At 73.7% G+C, this 24,453-nt stretch carries 20 protein-coding genes; 11 read left to right on the top strand and 9 right to left on the bottom strand.

Annotated elements, in window-relative coordinates:
- Nucleotide 1: 1 nt before the first annotated feature.
- Nucleotides 2–1,009 carry a deoxyribose-phosphate aldolase gene (gene deoC, locus BUE43_RS25620; RefSeq protein WP_073487883.1) on the bottom strand — a complete coding sequence of 336 codons (1,008 nt, stop codon included), beginning with the start codon at nucleotides 1,007–1,009 and terminating at the stop codon, nucleotides 2–4.
- A 63-nt stretch (nucleotides 1,010–1,072) separates the two neighbouring features.
- A complete protein-coding gene (locus BUE43_RS25615; protein ID WP_073488124.1) occupies nucleotides 1,073–1,732 on the bottom strand; it encodes a maleylpyruvate isomerase family mycothiol-dependent enzyme in 660 nt (219 codons plus the stop codon).
- A 31-nt stretch (nucleotides 1,733–1,763) separates the two neighbouring features.
- Between BUE43_RS25615 and upp the strand changes: the two genes are divergently transcribed.
- From upp to BUE43_RS25600, 3 genes are all read left to right on the top strand, one after another.
- Complete coding sequence (upp, locus tag BUE43_RS25610) at nucleotides 1,764–2,387, top strand: uracil phosphoribosyltransferase (protein ID WP_073487880.1); 624 nt, start codon at nucleotides 1,764–1,766, stop codon at nucleotides 2,385–2,387.
- Nucleotides 2,388–2,616: 229 nt separating this feature from the next.
- On the top strand, nucleotides 2,617–3,255 hold the full coding sequence (locus BUE43_RS25605; RefSeq protein ID WP_073487877.1) for a winged helix-turn-helix transcriptional regulator: 639 nt from the start codon (nucleotides 2,617–2,619) through the stop codon (nucleotides 3,253–3,255).
- Nucleotides 3,256–4,224: 969 nt separating this feature from the next.
- Nucleotides 4,225–6,174 carry a glycoside hydrolase family 18 chitinase gene (locus tag BUE43_RS25600; RefSeq protein WP_073487874.1) on the top strand — a complete coding sequence of 650 codons (1,950 nt, stop codon included), beginning with the start codon at nucleotides 4,225–4,227 and terminating at the stop codon, nucleotides 6,172–6,174.
- A gap of 70 nt (nucleotides 6,175–6,244) precedes the next feature.
- Here the strand turns inward: BUE43_RS25600 and BUE43_RS25595 are convergent, their stop codons facing one another.
- Nucleotides 6,245–6,841 (bottom strand): TetR/AcrR family transcriptional regulator, encoded by a 597-nt coding sequence (locus BUE43_RS25595; protein WP_073487872.1) that lies wholly within the window; start codon nucleotides 6,839–6,841, stop codon nucleotides 6,245–6,247.
- A gap of 53 nt (nucleotides 6,842–6,894) precedes the next feature.
- Between BUE43_RS25595 and BUE43_RS25590 the strand changes: the two genes are divergently transcribed.
- The 3 genes from BUE43_RS25590 to BUE43_RS25580 all read left to right on the top strand — a co-directional run bounded on the left by BUE43_RS25590 (nucleotide 6,895) and on the right by BUE43_RS25580 (nucleotide 8,858).
- Nucleotides 6,895–7,389 (top strand): DUF4188 domain-containing protein, encoded by a 495-nt coding sequence (locus tag BUE43_RS25590; protein ID WP_200797667.1) that lies wholly within the window; start codon nucleotides 6,895–6,897, stop codon nucleotides 7,387–7,389.
- A gap of 78 nt (nucleotides 7,390–7,467) precedes the next feature.
- Nucleotides 7,468–7,863, top strand: a complete 396-nt coding sequence (locus tag BUE43_RS25585) for a MerR family transcriptional regulator (RefSeq protein WP_073487869.1) — start codon at nucleotides 7,468–7,470, stop codon at nucleotides 7,861–7,863.
- Nucleotides 7,860–8,858 (top strand): aldo/keto reductase, encoded by a 999-nt coding sequence (locus tag BUE43_RS25580; protein WP_073487865.1) that lies wholly within the window; start codon nucleotides 7,860–7,862, stop codon nucleotides 8,856–8,858. The genes BUE43_RS25585 and BUE43_RS25580 overlap by 4 nt, the downstream gene beginning before the upstream one ends.
- Nucleotides 8,859–9,124: 266 nt before the next feature.
- Here BUE43_RS25580 and BUE43_RS25575 read toward each other — a convergent pair whose 3' ends face one another.
- The 3 genes from BUE43_RS25575 to BUE43_RS25565 form a co-directional block, all read right to left on the bottom strand.
- Nucleotides 9,125–10,801 carry a phospho-sugar mutase gene (locus tag BUE43_RS25575; RefSeq protein ID WP_234995917.1) on the bottom strand — a complete coding sequence of 559 codons (1,677 nt, stop codon included), beginning with the start codon at nucleotides 10,799–10,801 and terminating at the stop codon, nucleotides 9,125–9,127.
- Nucleotides 10,798–11,574, bottom strand: coding sequence for a purine-nucleoside phosphorylase (locus tag BUE43_RS25570; RefSeq protein WP_073488118.1), 777 nt, complete (start codon nucleotides 11,572–11,574; stop codon nucleotides 10,798–10,800). Before BUE43_RS25570 ends, BUE43_RS25575 begins: the two co-directional genes overlap by 4 nt.
- Before the next feature lie 162 nt (nucleotides 11,575–11,736).
- A complete protein-coding gene (locus tag BUE43_RS25565; protein ID WP_073488116.1) occupies nucleotides 11,737–13,695 on the bottom strand; it encodes a serine/threonine-protein kinase in 1,959 nt (652 codons plus the stop codon).
- A gap of 733 nt (nucleotides 13,696–14,428) precedes the next feature.
- Between BUE43_RS25565 and BUE43_RS25560 the strand changes: the two genes are divergently transcribed.
- The 3 genes from BUE43_RS25560 (at nucleotide 14,429) to BUE43_RS25550 (ending at nucleotide 17,565) form a co-directional block, all read left to right on the top strand.
- Nucleotides 14,429–14,785, top strand: a complete 357-nt coding sequence (locus BUE43_RS25560; protein WP_073487862.1) for a hypothetical protein — start codon at nucleotides 14,429–14,431, stop codon at nucleotides 14,783–14,785.
- Between the two features lie 228 nt (nucleotides 14,786–15,013).
- On the top strand, nucleotides 15,014–16,255 hold the full coding sequence (locus tag BUE43_RS25555; protein ID WP_073487859.1) for a M20 family metallopeptidase: 1,242 nt from the start codon (nucleotides 15,014–15,016) through the stop codon (nucleotides 16,253–16,255).
- A complete protein-coding gene (locus BUE43_RS25550) occupies nucleotides 16,252–17,565 on the top strand; it encodes an amidohydrolase (protein ID WP_073487856.1) in 1,314 nt (437 codons plus the stop codon). Before BUE43_RS25555 ends, BUE43_RS25550 begins: the two co-directional genes overlap by 4 nt.
- A 437-nt stretch (nucleotides 17,566–18,002) precedes the next feature.
- On the opposite strand, the gene BUE43_RS25545 is transcribed toward BUE43_RS25550, so the two are convergent.
- Nucleotides 18,003–18,455, bottom strand: a complete 453-nt coding sequence (locus tag BUE43_RS25545) for a gamma-glutamylcyclotransferase (RefSeq protein WP_073487852.1) — start codon at nucleotides 18,453–18,455, stop codon at nucleotides 18,003–18,005.
- A gap of 157 nt (nucleotides 18,456–18,612) precedes the next feature.
- Here BUE43_RS25545 and BUE43_RS25540 point away from each other — a divergent pair, with 157 nt between their 5' ends.
- Complete coding sequence (locus BUE43_RS25540) at nucleotides 18,613–20,016, top strand: NAD(P)H-quinone dehydrogenase (protein WP_073487849.1); 1,404 nt, start codon at nucleotides 18,613–18,615, stop codon at nucleotides 20,014–20,016.
- Between the two features lie 86 nt (nucleotides 20,017–20,102).
- Here BUE43_RS25540 and glpK read toward each other — a convergent pair whose 3' ends face one another.
- A complete protein-coding gene (gene glpK, locus BUE43_RS25535; RefSeq protein ID WP_073487846.1) occupies nucleotides 20,103–21,608 on the bottom strand; it encodes a glycerol kinase GlpK in 1,506 nt (501 codons plus the stop codon).
- A gap of 73 nt (nucleotides 21,609–21,681) precedes the next feature.
- The gene (locus BUE43_RS25530; RefSeq protein ID WP_073487843.1) at nucleotides 21,682–22,422 is read right to left on the bottom strand and encodes an MIP/aquaporin family protein; all 741 of its coding nucleotides are present in this window, start codon (nucleotides 22,420–22,422) and stop codon (nucleotides 21,682–21,684) included.
- Between the two features lie 291 nt (nucleotides 22,423–22,713).
- Here BUE43_RS25530 and glpD point away from each other — a divergent pair, with 291 nt between their 5' ends.
- Nucleotides 22,714–24,426: a glycerol-3-phosphate dehydrogenase gene (gene glpD, locus BUE43_RS25525; RefSeq protein WP_234995928.1), complete on the top strand. Its 1,713-nt coding sequence runs from the start codon at nucleotides 22,714–22,716 to the stop codon at nucleotides 24,424–24,426.
- Nucleotides 24,427–24,453 lie beyond the last annotated feature (27 nt).

The raw sequence follows: 24,453 nt of genomic DNA, 5'->3' as shown, positions 1-24,453 counted from the left end.
CTCAGTCCACCGTCACGTAGTCCGGGCCGCTGTAGCGGCCCTCAAGCTGGGTGCGCCGCTGCATCAGCAGGTCGTTGAGCAGGCTGGAGGCGCCGAACCGGAACAGGTGCGGGTCTAGCCACCTCGGCCCGGCGACCTCGTGCACCGCCACCAGGTAGCGCACGGCGTCCTTGGTGGTGCGGATGCCGCCGGCCGGCTTCACGCCGCGCGCCTCGCCGGTCTGGGCGTGCCAGTCCCGCACCGCCCCCAGCATCAGGTGGGTCACCGGCAGCGTCGCGGCGGGCGAGACCTTGCCGGTGGAGGTCTTGACGAAGTCGGCGCCGGCCAGCAGCGCCAGCCAGGAGGCGCGCCGCACGTTGTCGTAGGTCGCCAGCTCGCCGGTCTCCAGGATGACCTTCAGGTGCGCGTCGCCGCAGGCCGCGCGCACCGCGACGATCTCCTCGAAGACCTCGCCGTACCGGCCGGACAGGAACGCGCCCCGGTCGATCACCATGTCGACCTCGGTGGCGCCGGCCTCCACGGCCAGCCGCGTGTCGGCCAGCTTCACCTGGCGCGAGGACCGGCCGGACGGGAACGCGGTCGCCACGCTGGCCACGCCGACCCCGGTGCCGGCCAGCTCGGCGACGGCCACCTCGACCAGGTCGGGGTAGACGCACACGGCGGCGACCCCGGGCGCCTCGGGCCGCTCCGGGTCGGGGCGCCGCGCCTTGGCGCACAGCGACCGCACCTTGCCCGGTGTGTCGGCGCCCTCCAGCGTGGTCAGGTCGACCATCCGGATCGCCGTGTCGATCGCCCACAGCTTCGCGGCCTTCTTGACGCTGCGCGTGGCCAGGCCGGCGGCGCGCTGCTCCAGGCCGACCTGGTCGACGCCGGGCAGGCCGTGCAGGAAACGACGCAACGCGGCGTCGTCGCGGATGGCGTCGGCGAGGTGGGCGGGCAGCTGCGCGCTGACCGCCCCCGCTGCCGACGCCGTCGACACCGCCGACGCCGTTGTGGACGGGACACCCATGGCGGTGAGTCTAGGCCGCCCACCAGGCCTCGCCGCCCGCCGAGCGGGCGGCGACGACCCCGCTCAGGCCTCCACGAGATCGTCCGCGCGGGGCGGGAAGACCGCGATCAGGTCGAGGAATGGGCCGGCCTCGCCGAGCCAGGCCCAGCCGGCCATCTGGGCGCGGCTGCGCCGGCCGAACACGGCCCGGTACAGGTCGTAGCCGTCGACATCCAGCTCGGCCAGCGGCACGCCGTCGCCGACCTGCCGCCGTCGGCCGTCGAGCAGCACGGTCAGCGCGCCGGGCAGGTCGGGGCGCTTCCCCAGACCGGTCAGCACGTTGTCCAGCATCGGCTCCCACGCGGTCCGCGGCGGACGACCCCTGCCCAGCGCGCCCAGCAGGTCGCCCTCGTGCTGGACCAGGTCGTGGGCCAGCAGGGGGAGGGGCGGGCCGGCCGCCAGCACGGCCTCGGCGCCCTCGGCGTACCGGTCCCACTCCGCGACGAGCTCGGCGACCGTCCGGTCGCGCCGCTGCGCCACCTGCCTGGCCGTCCACTCCGGACCCGGCCGGCCCGCCATCTCCCCGTTGACGACGTCGGCCGCGACCCCGACCACGTGCGCCAGCACGTCCCGCACCGTCCACTCCGGACAGGCGGCCACGGTCAGGCCGAGCTCCCGCTCGTCCAGGCCGGCGGCGATCTCCGTCACGCGTTCGCGGGCCTGGCGATAGATCGATTCGTACAAGACGTGTTCCTTCCGGTTACCGTTCTCGCCCATGGACGTGCTCGTCGTCGAACACCCGCTGGCTAGGGCGCGGCTGACCACCATGCGGGACGCCCGTACGGACAGCGCCGCGTTCCGCGCGGCCCTGCATGAGCTGACCGTGATGCTGATCTACGAGGCGATGCGGGACGCGCCCGTGCGGATTGAGCGCATCCACACCCCGGTGGCCCGCACGGACGGCTACCGCCTGGCCAACCCGCCGCTGCTGGTGCCGGTGCTGCGCGCCGGCCTGGGCATGGCCGACCAGGCGCACAAGCTCATCCCGGACGCGCAGATGGGCTTCGTCGGCCTGGCCAGGGACGAGGAGACCCTGCAGCCGACCCCGTACATGGAGTCGCTGCCGGAGGACCTGTCCGACCGGCCGGTGCTCGTGCTGGACCCGATGCTGGCCACCGGCGGGTCGATGGTCCACACCATCCGGCTGCTCGCCAACCGCGGGGCGACCGACGTGACGGCGGTCGTGGCGCTGGCCGCGCCCGAGGGCATCCAGCTGTTGGAGGACTCCGGGCTGCCGGTGCGGGTGGTGACCGCCAGCGTTGACGAGCGGCTCAACGACTCCGGCTACATCGTTCCGGGGCTGGGCGACGCCGGCGACCGCCAGTACGGCTCGGTCTGACCGGCCCGAGTCGGTCCCGTCGACCCTGTTGGTCCTGTCGACCCTGTCGGCCCTGTTGGTCCCGTCGGTCCCGACACCGACCGCGCCCTGGTGAGAACGAAGGTTCTCCCAGGGCGCGGTCTGTTGGCGGGGCCAGCGGCGACACACCGGACTCGACCTCCGCCCTGGCTAAGCTTGAAAACTGTGTAGTGATCGTGAGCCGCCGGGACGACCACGTCAAGGGGTGTGGATGGCGAAGCGGAGCTACGGCCAGTTCTGCGGGCTGGCCCACGCGCTCGATCTCGTCGGCGACCGCTGGACCCTGCTGGTCGTGCGGGAGCTCCTGCTCGGCCCCCGGCGGTACACCGAGCTGCTCGCCGACCTGCCGGGGATCGGCACGAACCTGCTGGCCGAGCGGCTCCGGTCGCTGGAGGCGGCCGGCCTGGTGGAGCGGGACGGCGCCGGGATCCGCGCGCCCTACCGGCTGACCGACCGCGGCGAGGGGCTGCGCGAGGTCGCCTACGCCCTCACCCGGTTCGGCCTGGGGCAGCGCCCCGAGGTGCCGGACGACGCGGAGTTCCGGCCCCGCTGGGCCGTGCTGGGGCTGGCCGCGCTCGTCGAGCGGGGGCGGCGGCCCGAGCGCCCGGAGGCGTACCAGTTCGTGGTCGGCGACGTGCCCGTGCGGGTGCTGGCCGGACCGGACGGCGTGCGGGTGGAGGAGGGCGAGGTCGCCGAGCCCGCGGTGCGCTACGCCTGCGATCCGCTGACCTTCGCGCGGCTCGGCGCGGGTCGGCTGGACCGGGCGGAGGCGGTCGCGGCCGGCCTGCTCGCCGTCGACGGCGACCCGGCGGCGGTTGCTCGACTGGAGGGGTTGCTCCGCCCGCGCTGACCAGGCACGACGCCCCGCCCGGCCGCCGCGGCTGGCCCGTTCCGACCGCGCCACTATGACGGGCTGTTATGAGGCCGAACGGGGCGTTTATTTGGTCTAGACCTTGATTTGATCACGCTGCTCGGAAGACCGTGGGAACCCCCCGGGGAGGGACAAAACGGCGGCGGACCTCCCCGGGGCCCAACCCCCCGGCGCCCGCCTCGGCGACCTCGACGATCGGGCCCGCCAACCCCGCCCGGCACTCCCGGCGGACAGCCCCCACCCGCCCTGGGGGGCGAGCCCCGCTACCAGCCTATCCACCCACCACCCGGCGGCAAAGGCGACGACCGCGGGCTGTGGACAACTCGGCGGGGCTGTGGACAGCCATTTGACACGAGGGCGAAACCGGCCCCTGAACGGCGCGGTCGGACTCGGTAACCGGACTCGGCGATGTCAGGTATTCCGCCGGAGCGAGCCGGGTCACCCGTCCGGCGTAGCCGGCAGGCCCGCGGCGCCGGGCGCGGCCGCGCTGGTCCAGCGCGAGTGGACGTGACAGGCGTGGGTGAACGAGCACTCGCTGGGCCGGGAATGCCTTGCCGGGAAAGCGGAGCGGGTCATGACTGTCCTCAGTGGACAAACGGGAGTCCGGTGTTCGGACCGGGATCGTGGCGCGGGCTCGCGCTGCGTCCGCCACCTCTCGCGTCTCGGGGTCACCGCTTCCCCAGTCATGCCAGTGAACTTCTCTCCCGTTCCTGTCGATCGCGTTCTGGCGGCGGGGAGAACCGCCGGCCTCGCGTGCTTTTGGCGAGCCGGCAAGGAATCCCAGGTTTCGGCGACGACGGGAGGGGAGCGGCGCCACGGGCGACCCGGGAGTCTGTTAGGCCATTCGAGTGACCCAATGGTCTAGACCCTTGACGAGGTGTGGTCCGGGGCACATCTTGTCCTCCAACCGGGTAACGCCCCGGCCACCCTGCACCGAAGGAGTCATCCATGCCACGTCGTCGATGGCAGTTAACCGTGCTCTTCACGGCACTGCTCGTCGCGCTCGGCGTCGCGGGCCTGCCGGCCCAGGCCGCCGGTGGCGTCACCGCGACCTTCACCAAGACCGGCGACTGGGGCGCCGGCTACGAGGCCAAGTACACGATCAAGAACGGTGGCGCCACGGCGCTCAACGGCTGGACGGTCGAGTTCGAGCTCGCCGCGGGCCAGCGGCTCTCCTCCCTGTGGGAGGGCAACCACACGGTGTCCGGCCAGAAGGTCACCGTCCGCAACGTCGGCTGGAACGGCGCGGTCGCGCCCGGCGCCGAGGTGAGCTTCGGCTTCGGCGTGTCCTACTCCGGCGCCTTCGTCGCGCCGGTCAAGTGCTCGGTCAACGGCGCGTCGTGTGACGGCTCGCCCGGTCAGCCGGACACCGAGGCGCCGACCGCCCCCGGCAACCTGCGCGGCGCCGGGGCCACGGGCACCAGCGTCGACCTCGCGTGGGACGCGGCGACCGACAACGTCAAGGTCACCGGCTACGACGTGTACCAGGGCGGGACCAGGGTCGGCGGCACCGCGCTGACCTCGCACACCGTCACGGGCCTGTCGCCCAAGACCGCCTACACCTTCACCGTCCGGGCGCGCGACGCGGCCGGCAACGTCTCCCCGGACAGCAAGCCGGTCACGGTCAGCACGACCGACGGCGGCGGCAACCCGGGCCCCGGCGGCCAGCGCACGGTCGGCTACTTCACCCAGTGGGGCATCTACGACCGCGGCTACCTGGTGAAGAACATGGAGACCTCGGGCACCGCGGCGAAGCTGACGCACATCAACTACGCGTTCGGCAACGTCAGCCAGGACGGCCGGTGCTTCGTCGTCAACCAGACCGGCCAGGGCGACGCCTGGGCCGACTACCAGCGCCGGTTCCGGGCCGACGAGTCCGTGGACGGCGTTGGCGACACCTACGACCAGCCGCTGGCCGGCAACTTCAACCAGATCCGCAAGCTCAAGGCGAAGCACCCCAACCTGAAGGTGAACTTCTCCCTGGGCGGCTGGACCTGGTCGAAGTACTTCTCCAACGCCGCGCTGACCGACGCCTCCCGCAGGACGTTCGTGTCGAGCTGCCTCGACCTGTTCATCAAGGGCAACCTGCCCAAGCTGGGCGGTGAGCCGCAGGGCGGCGCCGGCGCGGCCGCCGGGATCTTCGACGGTATCGACATCGACTGGGAGTGGCCGGGTTCGGAGGGCAACGCCGGCAACGTGATCCGCCCCGAGGACAAGCGGAACTTCACGCTGCTGCTGGCCGAGTTCCGCCGTCAGCTCGACGAGTACGGCGCGCAGGTGGGCAGGAAGTTCGAGCTGACCGCGTTCCTGCCGGCCGACCCGGCGAAGGTCGAGGCCGGCTTCGAGGTCCCGAAGATCTTCGACTACCTCGACTTCGGCACGGTGCAGGGCTACGACCTGCACGGCGCGTGGGAGAACACCACGAACCACCAGTCGGCGGTCAAGGTGCCGGCCGGCGACCCGTCGCCGCCGGCCCGGAAGTTCAGCGTCGAGGTGGCGGTGCAGGCCTACACGAGCAAGGGCGCCCCGAAGGACGAGCTGGTGCTGGGCGTCCCGTTCTACGGCCGCGGCTGGACCGGCGTGCCCAACAAGAACAACGGGCTGTTCCAGAGCGCGACCGACGGCGCCCCGGGGACCTACGAGAAGGGCATCGAGGACTACCGCAAGCTCAAGAACCTGCTCGGCCAGGGCTACACGCTGCACCGGGACGAGGCGTCCGGCCACGCGTGGATCTTCAACGGCACCACGTTCTGGACCTACGACGACCCCACCGAGCTGGTCCGCAAGGCCCGGTACGCCAGGAACGAGGGGCTGGGCGGCGCGATGATCTGGTCGCTGGACGGTGACACCGCCGACGGCGAGCTGATGACGGCCGTCTACAACGGACTGTCCAAGTAGGACAAAAGTTCGCCGCGAGGCGAGGGGGCCCCTGGGTACGCGCGCCCAGGGGCCCTTGTCGTGCCCCCGCTCAGTCCCGGCGGAGCCAACCCGCCACCAGCGCCCGCAGCGCCGCGTCGTAGCTGGCGTCGACGTCGGTGTCGGGCGGGAGGCATCCGTTGAGCTCCAGCGAGACGAGGCCGTGCACCAGGCCCCAACAGGCGAGCGCCATGCGCTCGGGCCGGTCGGCCGCGAAGCGCCCCCGCTCGACGCCGCGCCGCACCCCGTCCAGCAGGGGCAGGAAGGTCGCCAGCGACTCCTCCTTGGCCTCGGCGTCCGGCGTGAACTCGGGCACCGGGCGGCCGAACAGCATTCCGTAGAGGTGGGGGTCGGCCAGCGCGCTCTCCCGGTAGGCGTGCCCCAGCGCCACCACGTCCCGCGCCGGGTCGTCGGAGGGGCGCACCTCGGCGAGCCGGGCGCCGAACCGGCGGAACGCCTCGCGGTGCACGGCGGCGACCAGACCGGCCTTGCTGCCGAACAGCGAGTAGACCGCCGTCGTCGACGTGTTCACGTCGGCGGCGAGCCGGCGCAGGCTCAGCGCGTCCGGTCCGTGGGTGGACAGCAGCTCGCCGGTGCGGTCCAGCAGGCGCACCCGCAGCGCCTCGTCGTGGATCTTGGGGCGTGGCACTTGACCACCGTATCGCAACGCTGTTTTATAACGGTGTTCTGAAACTGCTGGACGTGGGGGTCGCGATGCCGGTGCTGGCTGGTCGGTGGACGGCGGAGGTGCCCGAGGAGGGCGTGGCGGTCTTCCTGATCGGGATGCGGATCAACCGCCCGCTGCGGGTGGACCGGTGGTGGCCGGTGCTCACGGCGATGCCGCGGATGCTGCGGCACCTCGCGGAGCACCCGGGGGCCGGGCTGCTCGGCTCGCACACGTGGCTCGGCCGGACCACGATCCTGCTGTCCTACTGGCGCCGGGTGGAGGACCTGCTGGCCTTCGCGGGCGACCGGGACGCCCCGCACGCGGCGGCGTGGCGGGACTTCAACCGGCGGGTCGGCGGCGACGGAACGGTCGGGGTGTGGCACGAGACCTACCTCGCGCGCCCGGGCTCCGCCGAGGCTGTCTACGTCAACATGCCGGCGTTCGGGCTGGCCGGCGCGACCTCACCGGTCCGGGTGACCCCCGCCACGACCAGCGCCCGTCGGCGGCTCTCCGGCCCCGCCCCGCGCTGAACGCGGCGCCGTCCGCGACCGGGTTGTCGACGCGGTCAGGTTGACCTGGAGCGCGCTCCAACTCCTACCGTCGTAGGCGTGACGTACTCGATAGCCCAGGCAGCTGAGCGCACGGGTCTCTCGGTCGACACGCTGCGTTACTACGAGCGCATCGGGTTGGTCGAGCCCCCGGCCCGCGACTCCGGCGGGCGACGCGTCTACTCCGACGCCGACCTGACGTGGCTGGACTTCCTGACCAAGCTGCGGCTGACCGGGATGCCGATCCGGATGATGCGCGAGTACGCCCAGCTCCGACACCGGGGAGAGGCGACGGCGGGCCGGCGCAAGCAGTTGCTCGTGGAGCACCGCGCTGACGTGCGGGCGCGGATCGCCGAGCTCCAGGCCTGTCTTGAGATCCTCGACTACAAGATCGACAACTACGACCTGATCCTGCGCCGGCAGCCCGGCGGCGCGCCCGAGGAGGCCACGGCATGACCGACACCACCCTGCCCACGCGACGGCTCGGCGCCCTGGAGGTCTCGGCGCAGGGCCTGGGCTGCATGGGGATGAGCGAGTTCTACGGCGCCACCGACGACGCCGAGTCGATCGCCACCGTCCACCGCGCCCTGGACCTGGGCGTCACCCTGCTCGACACCGCCGACATGTACGGCATGGGCGCGAACGAGGAGCTCGTCGGCCGGGCGATCGCCGACCGGCGCGACCGGGTCGTGCTGGCCACGAAGTTCGGCATCGTGCGGAGCGACGACCTCGCGCAGCGGAGCGTGCGCGGCGACGCCGAGTACGTCCGGCAGGCGTGCGACGCCTCGCTGCGCCGGCTCGGCGTGGACCACATCGACCTGTACTACGCGCACCGGATCGACCCGACGGTGCCGATCGAGGAGACCGTCGGCGCGATGGCCGAGCTGGTGGCGGCGGGCAAGGTCCGGCACCTGGGCCTGTCCGAGCCGGCGCCGGAGACCATCCGGCGCGCCCACGCCACCCACCCGATCGCCGCCGTGCAGAGCGAGTGGTCGCTGTGGAGCAGGGACATCGAGGACGGCGTCGTGTCGACGTGCCGGGAGCTGGGCGTCGGCCTGGTCCCGTACTCGCCGCTCGGTCGCGGGTTCCTCACCGGCCGGATCACCTCGCCGGCCGAGCTGGACGAGCAGGACTTCCGGCAGCACAACTACCCGCGCTTCCGGGACGGGAACTTCGAGCGGAACCTGGCGATCGTGGCGGCGCTGCGGGAGCTGGCCGACGAGCGGGGCGTGACGGCGGGCCAGCTCGCCCTCGCCTGGGTGCAGCACCGGGGCGCCGACGTCGTCCCGATCCCCGGCACCAAGCGCCGCCGGTACCTGGAGGAGAACGTCGCCGCCGCGACGCTGGAGCTCACCGAGGCGGAGCTGGCGCGCGTCGAGGCCGCGGTGCCGGCCGACGCCGTCGCCGGCGAGCGCTACAACGAGGACGGGATGCGCACCGTGCGCCGGTAGCGAGGAGCCGGGTCTCCGCCGGCGCCCAATATGTCCACAGTGGACATCAAGGGCCACGGTGGCGTGACAGTCCTCTGTGGACACAGAAGACGAGAGGGGCGCGTCGCCCGACCTGGGGGTGGGCGACGCGCCCCTCTCTCCGTCCTGAGCTGCCACTGCCCTGAGCTGTCGCTGTCCTGCGCTGTCGCTGTCCTGCGCTGTCACCGCCCTCCGGCCGGTCAGCGAGGACCAGTGCCAGTCGAGGGGCCGTGCCAGTCGAGGGCCTGTCAGCCGAGGAGCAGGGCCTCCACGTCGCCCCGTAGGGCGGCGAGGGTCGCGCGGCCGCGCTCGCGGGCCGCGGCCAGCTCGGCCGTGCTCCCCGCCCGCTCCACGATCTCCACGTACGCCTTGAGCTTCGGCTCGGTGCCCGAGGGGCGGATCATGATCCGCAGGCCGTCGCCGCGCAGCGCGAGCGTGTTGTCGCGGGGCCGCAGGTCCTCGGCGGTGACGGGCCGGCCGCCCACCGCGTCGGGCACCCGCTCGCGCAGGGCGGCCATCGCGGGCTGGACGTCGGTCATCGCGCCGAGCCGGACCGACACCTGGTCGGTCAGGTGCAGGCCGTGGCGGACGGCCAGCTCGTCCAGGGCGTCCAGCAGCGTCCGCCCGGCCGCCTTCAGCTCGGCGGCCAGGTCGCAGGCCGCCACCGCCGCGGAGATGCCGTCCTTGTCCCGCACCAGGTCCGGGGCGACGCAGTGGCCCAGCGCCTCCTCGTAGGCGTAGACCAGTCCGGTGCCCTGGCCGTCCCCGGCCCGCATCAGCCACTTGAAGCCGGTCAACGTCTCGTCGTACCGCGCTCCGTGCGCCTCGGCCACCGAGCGCAGCATCGACGACGAGACGATGGTCGTGGCCACCAGGGGGTCGGGGTGCGCCGAGCGGTCCAGAGTGGACAGCACGCGTTCCCCGAGCAGCACGCCGGTCTCGTCGCCCCGCAGCATCCGCCACGCGCCGTCCCGGTCCCGCACTCCGAGCGCGCACCGGTCGGCGTCCGGGTCCAGCGCGACGGCGATGTCGGCGTCCACTTCGGACGCCAGCGCGAGGAGCGCGTCCGTGGCGCCGGGCTCCTCGGGGTTCGGGAACGACACCGTCGGGAAGTCCGGGTCCGGGCTGGCCTGCGACGCGGTGACGTGCACGTCGGTGAAGCCCGCGCCGCGCAACGCCAGCACGGCCGTCTCCCCGCCGACGCCGTGCAACGGCGTCAACGCCACCCGCAGGTCGCGGGCGGTGCCCGTCGGGAGCGCGGCGACCTCGGTCACGTACTCCTCGACGAGCGAATCGTCCACAGTGGACCAGTCGGACGACCGCGGCACTGCCACCGAGGCGGGCGACGCGGCGATGGCGGCCTCGATCTCGGCGTCCACCGGCGGCACGATCTGCCCGCCCGCGTCCAGGTAGACCTTGTAGCCGTTGTCCCCCGGCGGATTGTGCGAGGCCGTCACCTGCACCCCCGCCACCGCGGCCAGCCGGCGCACGGCGAAGGCCAGCACCGGCGTGGGTAGCGGGCGGGGCAGCACCCGGACGTCGAAGCCGGCCGCGGCCAGCACGCCCGCGACGTCGGCGTGGAACTCCTCCGAGCCGTGCCGGGCGTCCCTGCCGACCACGACCACGCCGCCGGCCCTGCCGTGCGCGCGCAGCCACTCGGCCAGCCCGGCGGTGGCCCGGACCACGACGGCCCGGTTCATCCCGTTCGGGCCGGCGCGCAGCGGGCCGCGCAGTCCGGCCGTGCCGAACCGGAGCGGGCCGGCCATCCGGTCGGCCAGGTCGGCGGCGGCCGCCGCGTCGCCGGCCAGCGCCGAGGCCAGCACCCGCTGCAACTCGGCCCGCGCCGCCGGGTCGACGTCGTCGGCGATCCAGCGGAACGCCGCGTCCCGCGCCGCCGGGTCCAGCCCGCCCGCCGCCCGGGTCACGCCCGCTCCACCAGCTCGCGCAGCAGGCGGCCCATGTCGCTGGCGGCGGCCCTGCCGGCCTCCAGCACCTCCTCGTGGTTGATCGGCTCGCCGGTGACGCCCGCGGCCAGGTTGGTCACCAGGGACAGGCCGAACACCTCGGCGCCGGCCGCGCGGGCGGCGATGGCCTCCAGCACGGTGGACATGCCGACCAGGTCGGCGCCCATGCCGCGCAGCATCCGGATCTCGGCCGGGGTCTCGAAGTGCGGGCCGGGCAGGCCCGCGTAGACGCCCTCCTCCAGCGAGGAGTCGATCTCGCGGGCCACCGAGCGCAGCCGCGCCGAGTACAGGTCGGTCAGGTCGACGAAGGTGGCGCCGACCAGGGGGGAGGTGGCGGTGAGGTTGAGGTGGTCGCTGATCAGCACCGGCTGGCCGACGCGCATGCCCTGCCGCAGGCCGCCCGCGGCGTTGGTGAGGACGACGAGCTTGCAGCCCGCCTGCACGGCGGTGCGCACGCCGTGCACGACCGGGTCGACGCCCTTGCCCTCGTACATGTGGGTGCGGCCGAGCACCACCAGCACGTTCTTGCCGGCGACCGGCACCGAGCGCAGCGTCCCGCCGTGGCCGACCACGGTCGGCGGCAGGAAGCCGGGCAGGTCGGCCACCGGCACCTCGGCGGCCGGCTCGCCGATCAGGTCGGCGGCGGGGCGCCACCCGGAGCCGAGCACGACGGCCACGTCGTGCCGGGCCACGCCGGTGCGCTCCGCCAGGACGGCGGCGGCCTCGGCGGCCAGGCCGGTCGGGTCGGCGGCCGGGTTGACCGCGGGGTCGCTGGAGGGCAGCGCCACGGCGGGGGCGACGCTCGGGGCGCTGGTCGGGTTCGGGTTGCTACCGGTCACGGCCGCAGGGTAGTCCGCGCGGCCGCCGCGCGACGGGGGAGCACCGCCGGCCAGGACTCAGCCAATCACCTGGAAGGAGCCCGCGACCTGGTCGAAGACGTCGGTGCGGCCCCGGGTCTCCTCCTCGACCGGGACAGTGAGACGCACCACCCACAGGTCGCCGAACTGGGGCAGCAGGTGCGCGAAGGTGCTGCGGTGCTGGGCGGGGCCGCTCCGGCCGTGACCGCGCTCCTCGGTCCGGTACAGGAGCTCGCGGGGCGGCTCGTTGGCGCCGTGGGCGACGTCGGTCCTGCGCAGCGCCTGGTTGGTCCGCAGGTCGAACGCGCCGCCGCCGCGCTCGTAGGACCTGCGCAGCGAGGTGAGGTAGGAGCCGACGTTGCCGCGCGGGTAGAAGTCGGTGAGCCGCTCAACGGCCAGCTCCCGCCGGCCGTCGGCGGAGGTGTACCGCAGGACGGGCGCCCCGGGGCTGGCCTCCCGGAAGAGCTGCCACCCGCGGGGCGTCATGATCGAGAAGCGACCGCCGGTGGCGTTGCTGGTGCTCGTCGCCACGTCCTCCCGCGTCGCCAGGTCCAGCGAGCCGCCCCCGCCGTCCTGCACGAGGACCCGCACCGAGTGCGGGATCACCGCCCTGCCGGCCACCATCCGCGCCAGCGCGAACCCGCCGCCGGCCGCGAGGAGGAACAGCACCAGGGCGAGCGCCAGCACCGCGGCGCGCCGCCGGCCGCGGGACGGCGTGCGCCCCGCCGGCGGCGCGGGGAAGGGGAGCGGGCCCGGGTCGGCCGCCAGGACCGTGGGCGGCTCCGCGGCCGCAGACCGGGGGGCGAACGGCAGGGGGCCGGGGTCGGCGGCCAGCGGGGCCGGCGCGTCCCGCTCGGCGGCCGGCTCGGCCGGGAAGGGCAGCGGCCCCGGGTCCGGGGTGAGCAGCGTCGGCGGGTCGGTGGGCAGCCGGGGGGTGAACGGGAGCGGCCCCGGGTCGGCCGCCAGCGGCGCCGAGAGGTCCGGCTCCGTCACGGCGGCGGAGATGTCCGAGGGGTTGGCTGACCCTGGTGCCCCGGGCGCCCCGGTCGGCGGCCGGCGCGGCGGCCCGCCGGCGGGCTCGGGGAAGCCGACCGGAACGCCCCGGATGGTGCCCCGTTCGCCGGTCGCCGGCTCCTCGCCGTCGTCCGGCTCGAAGAGCTGCGCGCCGGGGTCCGGCAGCAGCGGGTGCAGCAGCCGGCGCGCCTCGCCCAGCGAGATCCGCCGGCGCGGGTCCTTCACCATCAGCCCGGTGATGACCGGCTCCAGCGGGCCGGCCCTGGTCGGCCGGGGGACCTCGCCGTGGACGACCTCGTTGACCGTCTCCACGGGGTTGCCGTCGGCGTCGTAGGGCGGCTCGCCCTCCACGGCGGTGAACAGCGTCGCGCCCAGGCTCCACAGGTCCGCGGCCGGCGTGACCGGCTCGCCCGCCGCGATCTCCGGCGCGATGTAGGCCGGCGAGCCCAGCATCAGGCCCTTGCTCGTCAGCGTCGCCTCCGCGACGTTGCGGGCGATGCCGAAGTCGGTGAGCTTGATCCGGCCGTCGTCCCCGACGAGCACGTTGCCCGGCTTGATGTCGCGGTGGGTGATGCCCGCGCGGTGCGCGGCCTGGAGCGCGGCGGCGACCGCGTCCCCCACCGCCGCGGCCTGCTCGGTGCTGAGCCGGCCGAGCCGGCGGACCAGCGCGGCCAGGCTGCGGGAGGGCAGCAGCTCCATCACCACGAACGGTTCGCCGTGCTCCTGCACCACGTCGTGCAGGGTGACCACGTTCGGGTGAGAGAGCACGGCGATGGCCCGCGCCTCGCGCAGGGTGCGTTCCCGCAGCTCGTCGGCCTCGTGGTCGGGGATGCCCGGCGGCAGCAGGACCTCCTTGACGGCGACCCGGCGGCGCAGGATCTCGTCGTGGGCCGACCACACGGTGCCCATGGCGCCGCGTCCGATGACGTGGTCGAGCCGGTAGCGGCCCGCGACACGACGCGGCTGTGGGTGGTCGGACGGCATCGGCTGGTCCGGGGCGGGCGTGGGCACGGACACATTCTCCACGCGTGGTGGTCGCGGTGTCGCTGAGCAGCACCGGTGACCTGATGAGGTTACCGACGAGTAGGAGCCGGTCATGGCCGATCAGGGGACACCCGACCGTCCTACTCGCCCGTCCGAGGGCGGGAACCGCGCCGCGAAGTCCGGTTTCGGCATCCGTGCCGTGCGGGGCCGACGACCTCGCGGGCATCCCGCTCGACGACCGTGCACCGTGGCGGCCGGGTCGCTCTCGTGCGCGATCACCTCGTCGTGAGGCGTTGGTGCGCAACGACTGCGTGCCGCCGTGGCGGAGTGGGTGCGGGCGACGAAGAAGGAAGAAGAAGGGAAGGAGTAAGGACAGGGCGGCGCGATCTCGTCGACCGCCATGCCGCCGAGGGCCGGTGCTGTACCCGCTGAACGGGCGCAGGCGGCGATGGCGGCTGCCGGCGAGGTGTGCCACGCGCTGCGCGACGTCTGGGCGATCTCGGTCCCGTCGGACACGTTCTGCCACCGCCGGTGATTCTTCCGGGTGGAGCACGGGAACCCTGAGGTGGACGACTCCCCGGTGTCGGCGGGTGGTCGACGCGCCGCCGGCAGAGTGAAGTTGATCGTCAGGCCGGGTGAGCGCCAGAGTAGAAAGACCGGAGTCGGGCACAGCCGGTGCCCGGCCCGCGCCCTCCGCTGTCCGCTGCGCGAGGGCGACCCCGAGGAGGCACCCATGCGAGTCGCGTCCCGCCTGTCGCTCGCGGTGTTAGTCGCCGTCCTGTTCGGACTGGTCGGAATGGGCGGATCGGTCGGACACGGCGCCGCCGCGTCGGCCGCCACGCCGACGACCACCGCGCCGTCGGCCGTCCCGGTGCGGGCAGTCGGATCGGACCTGGTCGCCCCCGTCGGCGCCGCGCTGGCCCAGCCCGACCAGACCCCGTCCCCGGGCGCCGACCGGTCCAGTGACGGCGCGCGGCAGTCGGGCGAGCTGGCGGAGGACAAGAAGCGGCTCGTGATCGGGCTGATCGGCGCGGTCCTGATCGCGATCGTCTTCTACGGGCGCAGGGTGCGGAAGAAGCGCTCCTCGTGAGTCCGCCCCGGTTCGGCCGAGCCGGTGGAGAGATCCGCCCGGACATCTGGCCGTAACACAACGTGGAAAGGTCTTCTCAAGTTTTGGGAAAGCTGGCCGACCGATCCGCGTGGCGTTCTGCCAGGCTGAAGTCCGGCGAACCGTTCGGCGCAGCACGACGACCGGACGACCCGTCACACCCCCGTGATCGTTCATGAACGATCCACATCTGATGCAGGATGGTGGCAAATGAGTACCGACCCCGCCAGCCACCCGAAGGCGCGCTGTCGCGCGGCCGTTGACCGGCACGCCGACACGGTGGTCGGGCTCTCCCGGAGCCTGCACGCCGAGCCGGAGCTCGCCTTCGCCGAGCACCGCAGCGTCGCCAAGGTCGTCGAGCCGCTGGAGCGCGCCGGCTTCGCCGTGCGGCGCGGCGTCGCCGACCTGGAGACGGCGTTCACCGCGACCTACGGCTCCGGCGATCTCGTCGTCGGGCTGTGCGCCGAGTACGACGCGCTGCCCGAGGTGGGACATGCCTGTGGCCACAACGTGATCGCCGCCGCGGCCGTCGGCGCGGGGCTCGCGCTCGCCGAGGTCGCCGACGAGCTGGGCCTGACCGTCAAGGTGATCGGGACCCCGGCGGAGGAGGCCGGCGGCGGCAAGGTGCTGATGCTGGAGCGGGGGGTCTTCGACGACGTCTCGCTCGCGATGATGGTGCACCCGGCGCCGGAGGAGATGGCCTCCCCGACCTCGCTGGCCATCACCGACCTGGAGGTCCGGTACACCGGCCGGGAGTCGCACGCCGCGGCCGCGCCACACCTCGGGGTGAACGCCGCCGACGCGCTCACCGTGGCGCAGGTGGCCATCGGTCTCGCGCGACAGCATTTCGAGCCGAAACAAATGGTTCACGGTATCGTGACCAGGGGCGGGGCCGCACCGAACATCGTGCCCGCGCACACCGCGGCGGTGTTCTACCTGCGGGCCGCCGACGTCGAGTCCCTGCAGCGCCTGGAGAACCGGATCCGGGACTGCTTCCACGCCGGGGCGGTGGCCACCGGTTGCACCCACGAGGTGGTCCAGCTCGGACCGCCGTACGCCGAGCTGGACCCGGACCCGTGGCTGGCCGACGCCTACCGCGCGGCCGTCGTGGAGCTCGGCCGTCGGCCGCTGAGCCCCGAGGAGGAGCGCACCCGCTCCACCGGCAGCACCGACATGGGCGACGTGACCCGCGCGTTGCCCGGGATCCACCCGACCATCGCCATCGACTGCGGAGACGCGGTGAACCACCAACCCGAGTTCGCGGCCGCCTGCGCCACGCCCTCGGCCGACCGCGCCGTCCTGGACGGCGCGCTGGCCATGGCGTGGACCGCGGTGGCCGCCGCCACCGACCAGACCCAGCGCGCCCGGCTGCTGTCCGGGGCCGCGCGGCGCGGGGCGACGGTATCCGCCGCCGTCGCGGCCGCCTCTTCGACAGCAGGAGGTGCGGTGTGACCGTCCTGGACTCGATGACCGACGCCCCGGTGTCGGACCCCGACCCGGACCCGTTCCCCGGCCCGCCCGACGGGCTGGTGGCGGTCGCCGACCCCACCATGTCCACTGTGGAGGACCTCGGCGCCGGCCGCGGACCGTCCTGGTTGGACGGTTGGTTGTCCGCGCACGGCGCGGACGTCGTGGCCTGGCGGCGGCGGGTGCACGCCAACCCCGAGCTGTCCCGGCGGGAGCACGCCACCACCCGGTTCCTGGTGGACACGCTGACCTCCGTCGGGCTCCGGCCGCGGGTCCTGCCGGGCGGCACCGGGCTCGTCTGCGACATCGGCAGCGGCTCGCCGTGCGTGGCGCTGCGGGCCGACATCGACGCGTTGCCGTTGGCCGAGGCCACCGGCCTGCCGTTCGCCTCGACCCGGCCCGGGGTCTCGCACGCGTGCGGGCACGACGCCCACACCACGATCCTGCTCGGCGCGGCGCTGGCGCTGGCCAGCGCGCCCGCCCTGCCCGGCCGGGTGCGGCTGCTGTTCCAGCCCGCCGAGGAGGTCATGCCCGGCGGCGCGCTGGACGTGCTGGCCGCCGGCGGGCTCGACGGCGTCGACCGGATCTTCGGCCTGCACTGCGACCCCCGGCTGGAGGTGGGCAGGGTCGGCACCCGGATCGGGGCCATCACCTCGGCCTCCGACCTGCTGGAGCTGCGCCTGACCTCGCCGGGCGGGCACACCTCGCGGCCGCACCTGACCGCCGACCTCGTGCACGCGCTCGGCACGGTGATCACCGGTCTGCCGGCGTTGCTGTCCCGCCGGGTGGACCCGCGTTCGGGCACCGTGCTGGTGTGGGGCCAGGTGCGGGCAGGGGAGGCGCCGAACGCGGTGCCGCAGGACGGCGTCCTGCGCGGCACCCTGCGCACCGGCGACCGCGACTGCTGGACCGGGCTGGAGCCGCTGGTCAAGGAGCTGGTCAACGCGTTGCTCCTGCCCACCGGCGTGGGGTTCGAGTGGCACCACCAGCGGGGCGTCCCGCCCGTGGTGAACGACCGGGAGAGCACGCACCTGCTGCGGACGGCGGTGCGGACCGCGCTGGGCGAGGACGCGTTGGCCGGCACCCAGCAGTCCTCCGGCGGCGAGGACTTCGGCTGGTACCTGGAGCACGTGCCGGGCTCCTTCGCCCGGCTCGGCGTGTGGCCCGGCCACGGCCCGAAGAAGGACCTGCACCAGCCGACGTTCGACCTCGACGAGCGGGCCCTGCTCGCCGGCGTCCGGGTCCTCGTCCACACCGCGCTCACCACGCTGACGGGTGAATCTGTGCTGGCCTGACGGTCGACCGCGATTCCCGGAACCCGGTTTTTGTTGCGGGAATGTGAACTCGTGTGGCGAGGCCCCGGGGTTTCGTCCGCCGACGGCTTGTGTTCCGCGTGGGGATCGGTGAATCCCACTCCTCACCGCGGAGAAACAATCCCGCTGTTGGTTGGACGCATTCCCGGGGCCTCGTGCTGTCGTCGACGGCAGGGCGGGAGAGTTCTGTGGGAATTCGCGGTGAACGGTGGGCGACAACGCGGGCCAACGCGGCCCGGTGGGCGGAGGCGTGCCCGCACCACGCGGCGAGTGACACCCCGCCGTGGCGGTCGTCCCTCGTCGGAATGACCCCTGGTTGGCGCGCTCCCTCGACGCCGCTCCGGACCCGGGCGGCGTTCCGAGGGGAAGAGCGCTCAGACCTCGGGCTCGAACCGTGAGCCCGGGCCACGGACCCGGACCTAGGGGCCGATGCCCCGGCAGGGCCGGGTGCGCAGGTCGTTGACGTAGTCGGCCGGCGCGCTCGCGGCCTCGGCGGCGTCGGCGACCACCCCGAGGTACCGCGCCGACGGCAGGCCGCCCTCGTACGCGTCGAGGACGTAGAACCAGGCGACGACCGAGCCCTCCAGGGTCTGCACGCGAAGACGGATCTTCTTGTGCAGCCCGAGCTCGGCGCCCTCCCAGCCGTCGAGCTTCCGCTCGTCCTCGGGGCTGACGTCGTAGAGCACGACGAACACCCGGGAGCCGCGGTCCTCGACGATGGTGCTGAGCGCGCCCTCCCAGCCGACGTCCTCGCCGCCGAAGGTCAGCCGCCAGCCTTCCAGCCACCCCGTGCCCACCATCGGCGAGTGCGGGGCGCGCTCCAACATCTGGGCCGGATCCATGTTGGACCCGTAAGCGGCGTAGAGCGGCACGAACCACAGCGTAGCGACACTCGGATCGCGACACGGGGCGCATACCATCCGTTCACCGGCCCGGTCCGGCCACCCGACCTCCGTCCGGGGGCCACCGCGTACGGTGAAGCGGGCCGCACCCGGCCCTGACCCAGGCGTGTGCTGCGAGGAGGACCACGTGACCCGCATCGTGATCATGGGAGGCGGACCCGCCGGCTACGAGGCCGCGTTGGTGGCCGCGCAGCACGGCGCCGACGTCACCGTGGTCGAGCGGGACGCGCTCGGCGGCGCGTGTGTGCTGTACGACTGCGTGCCGTCGAAGACGTTCATCGCTTCGGCCACCGCCCGCTCGGCCTTCCGCAACGCCGGTGAGCTGGGTATCCGCAACCAGAACGAGGACGCGGCCGTCGAGGTTCCCGTGGTCCACGGCCGGGTGAAGGGGCTGGCGCTGGCCCAGTCCGCCGACGTGCGGGCCCGCCTCCAGCGGGAGGGCGTGCGACTGCTCACCGGGCACGCGCGGCTCTGCGACGACCAGCCGGGCCTGGCGCAGCACCAGGTGTCGGTGGAGTTGCCCGACGGCAGTCACGAGTCCCTGCCGGCCGACGTGGTGCTGATCGCCACCGGCGCGAACCCCCGGGTGCTGCGGGGCGCGGAGCCGGACGGCGAGCGCATCCTGACCTGGCGGCAGATCTACGACCTCACCGCGCTGCCGGAGCACCTCGTCGTCGTCGGCTCCGGTGTCACCGGTGTGGAGTTCGCCTCCGCCTACACCGAGATGGGCGTGAAGGTCACCCTGGTGTCCAGCCGGGACCGGGTGCTGCCGCACGAGGACGCCGACGCCGCCGCCGTGCTGGAGGAGGTGTTCGCCGAGCGGGGCACCACCGTGGTGAAGCACGCGCGGGCCGAGCGGATCGAGAAGACCGCCGACGGCGTCATCGTGCACCTCCAGGACGGCCGGACCGTCGAGGGCAGCCACGCCCTGATGACCGTCGGCTCGGTGCCCAACACCGCCGACATCGGCCTGGAGCGGATCGGCATCGAGCTGGGCCGCGGCGGCTACATCCCGGTGGACCGGGTGTCGCGGACCTCGGTGTCCGGCGTCTACGCCGCCGGCGACTGCACCGGCGTGCTGCTGCTGGCCTCCGTCGCCGCCATGCAGGGCCGCATCGCGATGTGGCACGCGCTGGGCGAGGGCGTGCAGCCGATCAAGCTCAAGACCGTGGCCTCGAACGTCTTCACCAACCCGGAGATCGCCACGGTCGGGATCACCCAGCAGGCGATCGACAGCGGCGAGGTGCCGGCCCGGACGATCATGCTCCCGCTGGCGACCAACCCCAGGGCGAAGATGGAGGGCCTGCGGCGCGGCTTCGTGAAGCTGTTCTGCCGCCCGGCGACCGGCGTGGTGATCGGCGGCGTCGTGGTGGCCCCGGTGGCCAGCGAGCTGATCCTGCCGATCGCGTTGGCCGTGCAGAACCAGCTCACCGTCGAGCACCTCACCTACACGTTCTCGGTGTACCCGTCGCTGTCCGGCTCGATCACCGAGGCCGGCCGCCAGCTCATGCGGCACGACGACCTGGACTGACGTCCGGGTGGTCGGTGGTGCCCGGGTCGGTGGCGCCCGAATGACCGGCGACGGGGCACGGGCGCCACGGGGCGCGGGCGAGGGCGTCAGCGAGCCCAGTCGAAGGTCCTGGTGACGGCCTTCTTCCAGTTCGCGTACTGCTCCTCGCGGTGCGCCTCGTCCATCCGGGGCGTCCACTCCCGGTCCTTGGCCCAGTTGGCGCGGATGTCGTCCGGGCCGGACCAGAAGCCGACGGCGAGACCCGCGGCGTAGGCGGCGCCCAGCGCCGTGGTCTCGTTCACCACGGGCCGGATCACCGGCACGTTCAGGATGTCGGCCTGGAACTGCATCAGCAGCTCGTTGACGACCATCCCGCCGTCGACCTTGAGCGACTTCAGCGGCACCCCGGAGTCGGCGTTCATGGCGTCGATCACCTCGCGGGTCTGGAAGGCCGTCGCCTCCAGCACCGCGCGGGCCAGGTGCCCGCGGTTGACGTACCGGGTCAGGCCGACGATCGCGCCCCGCGCGTCGGACCGCCAGTGCGGCGCGAACAGCCCGGAGAACGCGGGCACGAAGTAGGTCCCGCCGTTGTCGTCCACCGACCCGGCCAGCTCCTCGATCTCCCCGGCGGAGCGGATGATCCCCAGGTTGTCCCGCAGCCACTGGACAAGGGAGCCGGTCACCGCGATGGAGCCCTCCAACGCGTACACCGGCGGTTGGTCGCCGAGCTGGTAGCAGACCGTGGTGAGCAACCCGTTCTCGCTCATCACCTTCTCGGTCCCGGTGTTGAGCAGCACGAAGTTGCCGGTGCCGTAGGTGTTCTTGGCCTCGCCGGGCGACAGGCAGGCCTGGCCGAAGGTCGCGGCCTGCTGGTCGCCGAGGATGCCCGAGACCGGCAGGCCGCTGAGCGGGCCCCGCCCGCGCGCCTTGCCGTAGACCTCGGAGGACGACCGGATCTCCGGCAGCACCGACGGGGGAACGCCCATGTCGGCGCAGATCTCCTCGTCCCAGGACAACGAGTCCAGGTCCATGAGCAGGGTGCGGGAGGCGTTGGTGGGGTCCGTGACGTGCACCCCGCCGTGCGGGCCGCCGGTGAGGTTCCACAGCACCCAGGTGTCCATGGTCCCGAAGGCCAGTTCCCCGGCCTCCGCCCGCTCCGCGGCGCCCTCGACGTTGTCCAGGATCCAGCGGATCTTGGGGCCGGAGAAGTAGGTCGCCAGCGGCAGTCCGGTGCGCGGGCGGTACCGCTCCTGTCCGCCGCCGAGCGCGCCGAGCTTCCGGCACGTCGCGTCGGTGCGGGTGTCCTGCCAGACGACGGCGTTGTGGATCGGCTTCCCGGTCGCGCGGTCCCATACCACCGTCGTCTCCCGCTGGTTGGTGATCCCCACGGTGACGACGTCCTCGGTGACGAGGTCGGCCTTGGCCAACGCCGCCGCGGTGACCCGGCGGACGTTCTCCCAGATCTCCGCCGGGTCGTGCTCCACCCAGCCGGCCCTGGGCATGATCTGCCGGTGCTCGACCTGGTCCGCGGCGACCACCCGGCCCGAGTGGTCGAAGACCATGCACCGGGTGGACGTCGTGCCCTGGTCGACGGCGGCGACGTACTGCGTCATGGAGTCCTCTCCTCCCGCGTGTCGTGCTCCCGGCGGTGTCGTGCTGGTCGTGCCGGTGGGGTCGGGCCGGTGGTCACACCGGCAGGGCCAGGAACAGCAGACCGGCGAGGGCGCCGCCGAGCAGGGGGCCGACCACCGGCACCCAGGAGTAGCCCCACTCCGCGTCGCCCTTGCCCCGGATGGGCAGCAGCGCGTAGGCGATCCGGGGTCCGAGATCGCGCGCCGGGTTGATGGCGTACCCCGTCGGGCCGCCGAGCGAACAACCGATCCCCACGACCACGAACGCCACCGCCGCGTAGCCGAGCGCCGAGTTGCCGAACCGGGGGACGCCGTGCTCGCCGGCCAGCGCCGTCGGGCTGAGCAGCACCCAGGCGACCAGCACGAACGTGCCGATCACCTCGGTCAGCAGGTTCCACGGCCAGCCGGGGACGGTGGGGCCGGTGCAGAAGACGCCCCGGGTGCCGGCCGGGTCGTCGTGCGTGTCGAACTGCAGCTTGTAGGCCAGCCACGCCAGCGCGGCGCCGAGAACCGCGCCGACGAGCTGGGCCGCGACGTAGACCGGCACCCGCGCCCAGTCGACCTTGCCGGCCACGGCCAGGCCGGTGGTCACGGCGGGGTTGAGGTGCGCGCCGCTGGGCGCCGAGACACTCGCCCCGACGAACACCGCGAAGCCCCACCCGAAGCTGATGAGCAGCCAGCCGCCGCCGTGCCCCAGGCTCCGCCGCAGCGTGACGTTCGCGACCACGCCGACGCCGAGCAGGAGCAGCGTCGTGGTCCCGAGCAGCTCCCAGACGGCGACCTCGGCGTTGCTCATCGCGGACCTCCCTGTCCGTCTCCCGCGCGGGCGACGCCGGGTGTGGCGCGGGCCACGCCGGGTGGGCCGGGGCTCCTCCCCGACGGCTCACCGGTGGTGGTCGTCGCAGCTCACGACCATGGTGGGCGGGTGGGGCCCGGACCGGCCACCCGAAGGTCGGCCACCCGGCGGGGACGGTCGGGATGTCGCATGCTTGCCGGTAGCGTTGACGATCGAGAGACGGCGCGGCACGCACGGCGCGGCGAGGAGGCGGGAGCAGTGGCCCAGCCGGACCCCCGACAAGCTGAGGCGATCACCGGACGGCTCGGGGCGGCCGAGCGCGAGGCGGCGTGGCGACGACTCGACGCGGACCAGTTCGACCTCGTGGTGGTCGGCGGCGGGGTGACCGGGGCCGGGGTGGCGCTGGACGCGGCCACCCGGGGCCTGCGGGTCGCGCTGGTGGAGGCCAGGGACCTCGCCTCCGGCACGTCGAGCCGGTCGAGCAAGCTGTTCCACGGCGGGCTGCGCTACCTGGAGCAACTGGAGTTCGGCCTGGTCAGGGAGGCGCTGCGGGAGCGGGAGCTGATGCTGACCCGGCTGGCGCCGCACCTGGTGAAGCCGGTGAGCTTCCTGTACCCGCTCACCCACCGGATCTGGGAGCGCCCCTACACCGCGGCCGGCCTCCTCCTCTACGACACGATGGGCGGGGCGCGGTCGGTGCCCGGCCAGAAGCACCTCACCCGCGCCGGCGCGCTGCGCATGGTGCCGGCCCTCAGGAGCAGCGCACTGGTCGGCGGCATCCGCTACTTCGACGCCCACGCCGACGACGCCCGGCACACCATGACCGTCGCCCGCACCGCCGCGCACTACGGCGCCGTCGTCCGCACCTCCACCCAGGTCGTGGGGATGCTGCGGGAGGCGGACCGGATCTCCGGTGTGCGGGTGCGCGACGTGGAGGACGGCCGCGAGGTCGACGTCGCCGCGCACGTGGTGGTCAACTGCACCGGGGTGTGGACCGACGAGATCCAGCGGCTGTCCGGCAGCCGGGGCCGGTTCCGCGTCCGCGCCAGCAAGGGCGTGCACATCGTGGTGCCGAGGGACCGCATCGTCTCCGACTCGGGGCTGATCCTGCGCACCGAGAAGTCCGTGCTCTTCGTGATCCCGTGGCGCAGCAACCACTGGATCGTGGGCACCACCGACACCGACTGGAACCTGGACCTCGCGCACCCGGCGGCGACCAGGGCCGACATCGACTACATCCTCGACCACGTCAACAAGGTCCTGGCCACCCCGCTGACCCACGACGACATCGAGGGCGTGTACGCGGGACTGCGCCCGCTGCTGGCCGGTGAGAGCGAGGAGACCTCGAAGCTGTCCCGGGAGCACGCCGTGGCCAGGGTCGCTCCGGGACTCGTCGCCATCGCCGGCGGGAAGTACACCACCTACCGCGTGATGGCGGCCGACGCGGTGGACACCGCCGCGACCGACCTGCCCGGCCGGATCGCGCCGTCGATCACGGACAAGGTGCCGTTGCTCGGCGCGGACGGCTACCACGCGTTGGTGAACCAGGCCGACCAGCTCGCCGGGCGGCACGGGCTGCACCCGTACCGCGTGCGGCACCTGCTGGACCGCTACGGGTCGATGGTGCACGAGGTGCTCGCGCTCGCCGCGGACCGGCCGGACCTGCTCCGGCCCGTCCCCGCCGCGCCGGACTACCTCCAGGTCGAGGTGGCCTACGCGGCGTCGCACGAGGGGGCGCTGCACCTGGAGGACGTGCTGACCCGGCGCACCCGGATCTCCATCGAGTACCCGCACCGGGGGATCGACTGCGCCGAGCCCGTGGCGCGGTTGATGGCCGAGGTGCTGGGCTGGGACGACCGGACGGTGGCCCGCGAGGTCGAGGTCTACACGGCCCGGGTGGAGGCCGAGCGCGACTCGCAGACCCAGCCCGACGACCAGGCGGCGGACGCCCGGCGCTCGGCGGCGCCCGAGGCGCGGTCCCACGTCACCGAGCCCGTCGCCTGACCCGACCCACCCGCCGGGCTCCGGACG

Origin of the sequence: Streptoalloteichus hindustanus (assembly GCF_900129375.1) — a bacterium.
In the GTDB taxonomy this organism is placed as follows: Bacteria; Actinomycetota; Actinomycetes; order Mycobacteriales; family Pseudonocardiaceae; genus Streptoalloteichus; species Streptoalloteichus hindustanus.
This window is presented reverse-complemented; position numbering and strand designations above follow the sequence as displayed.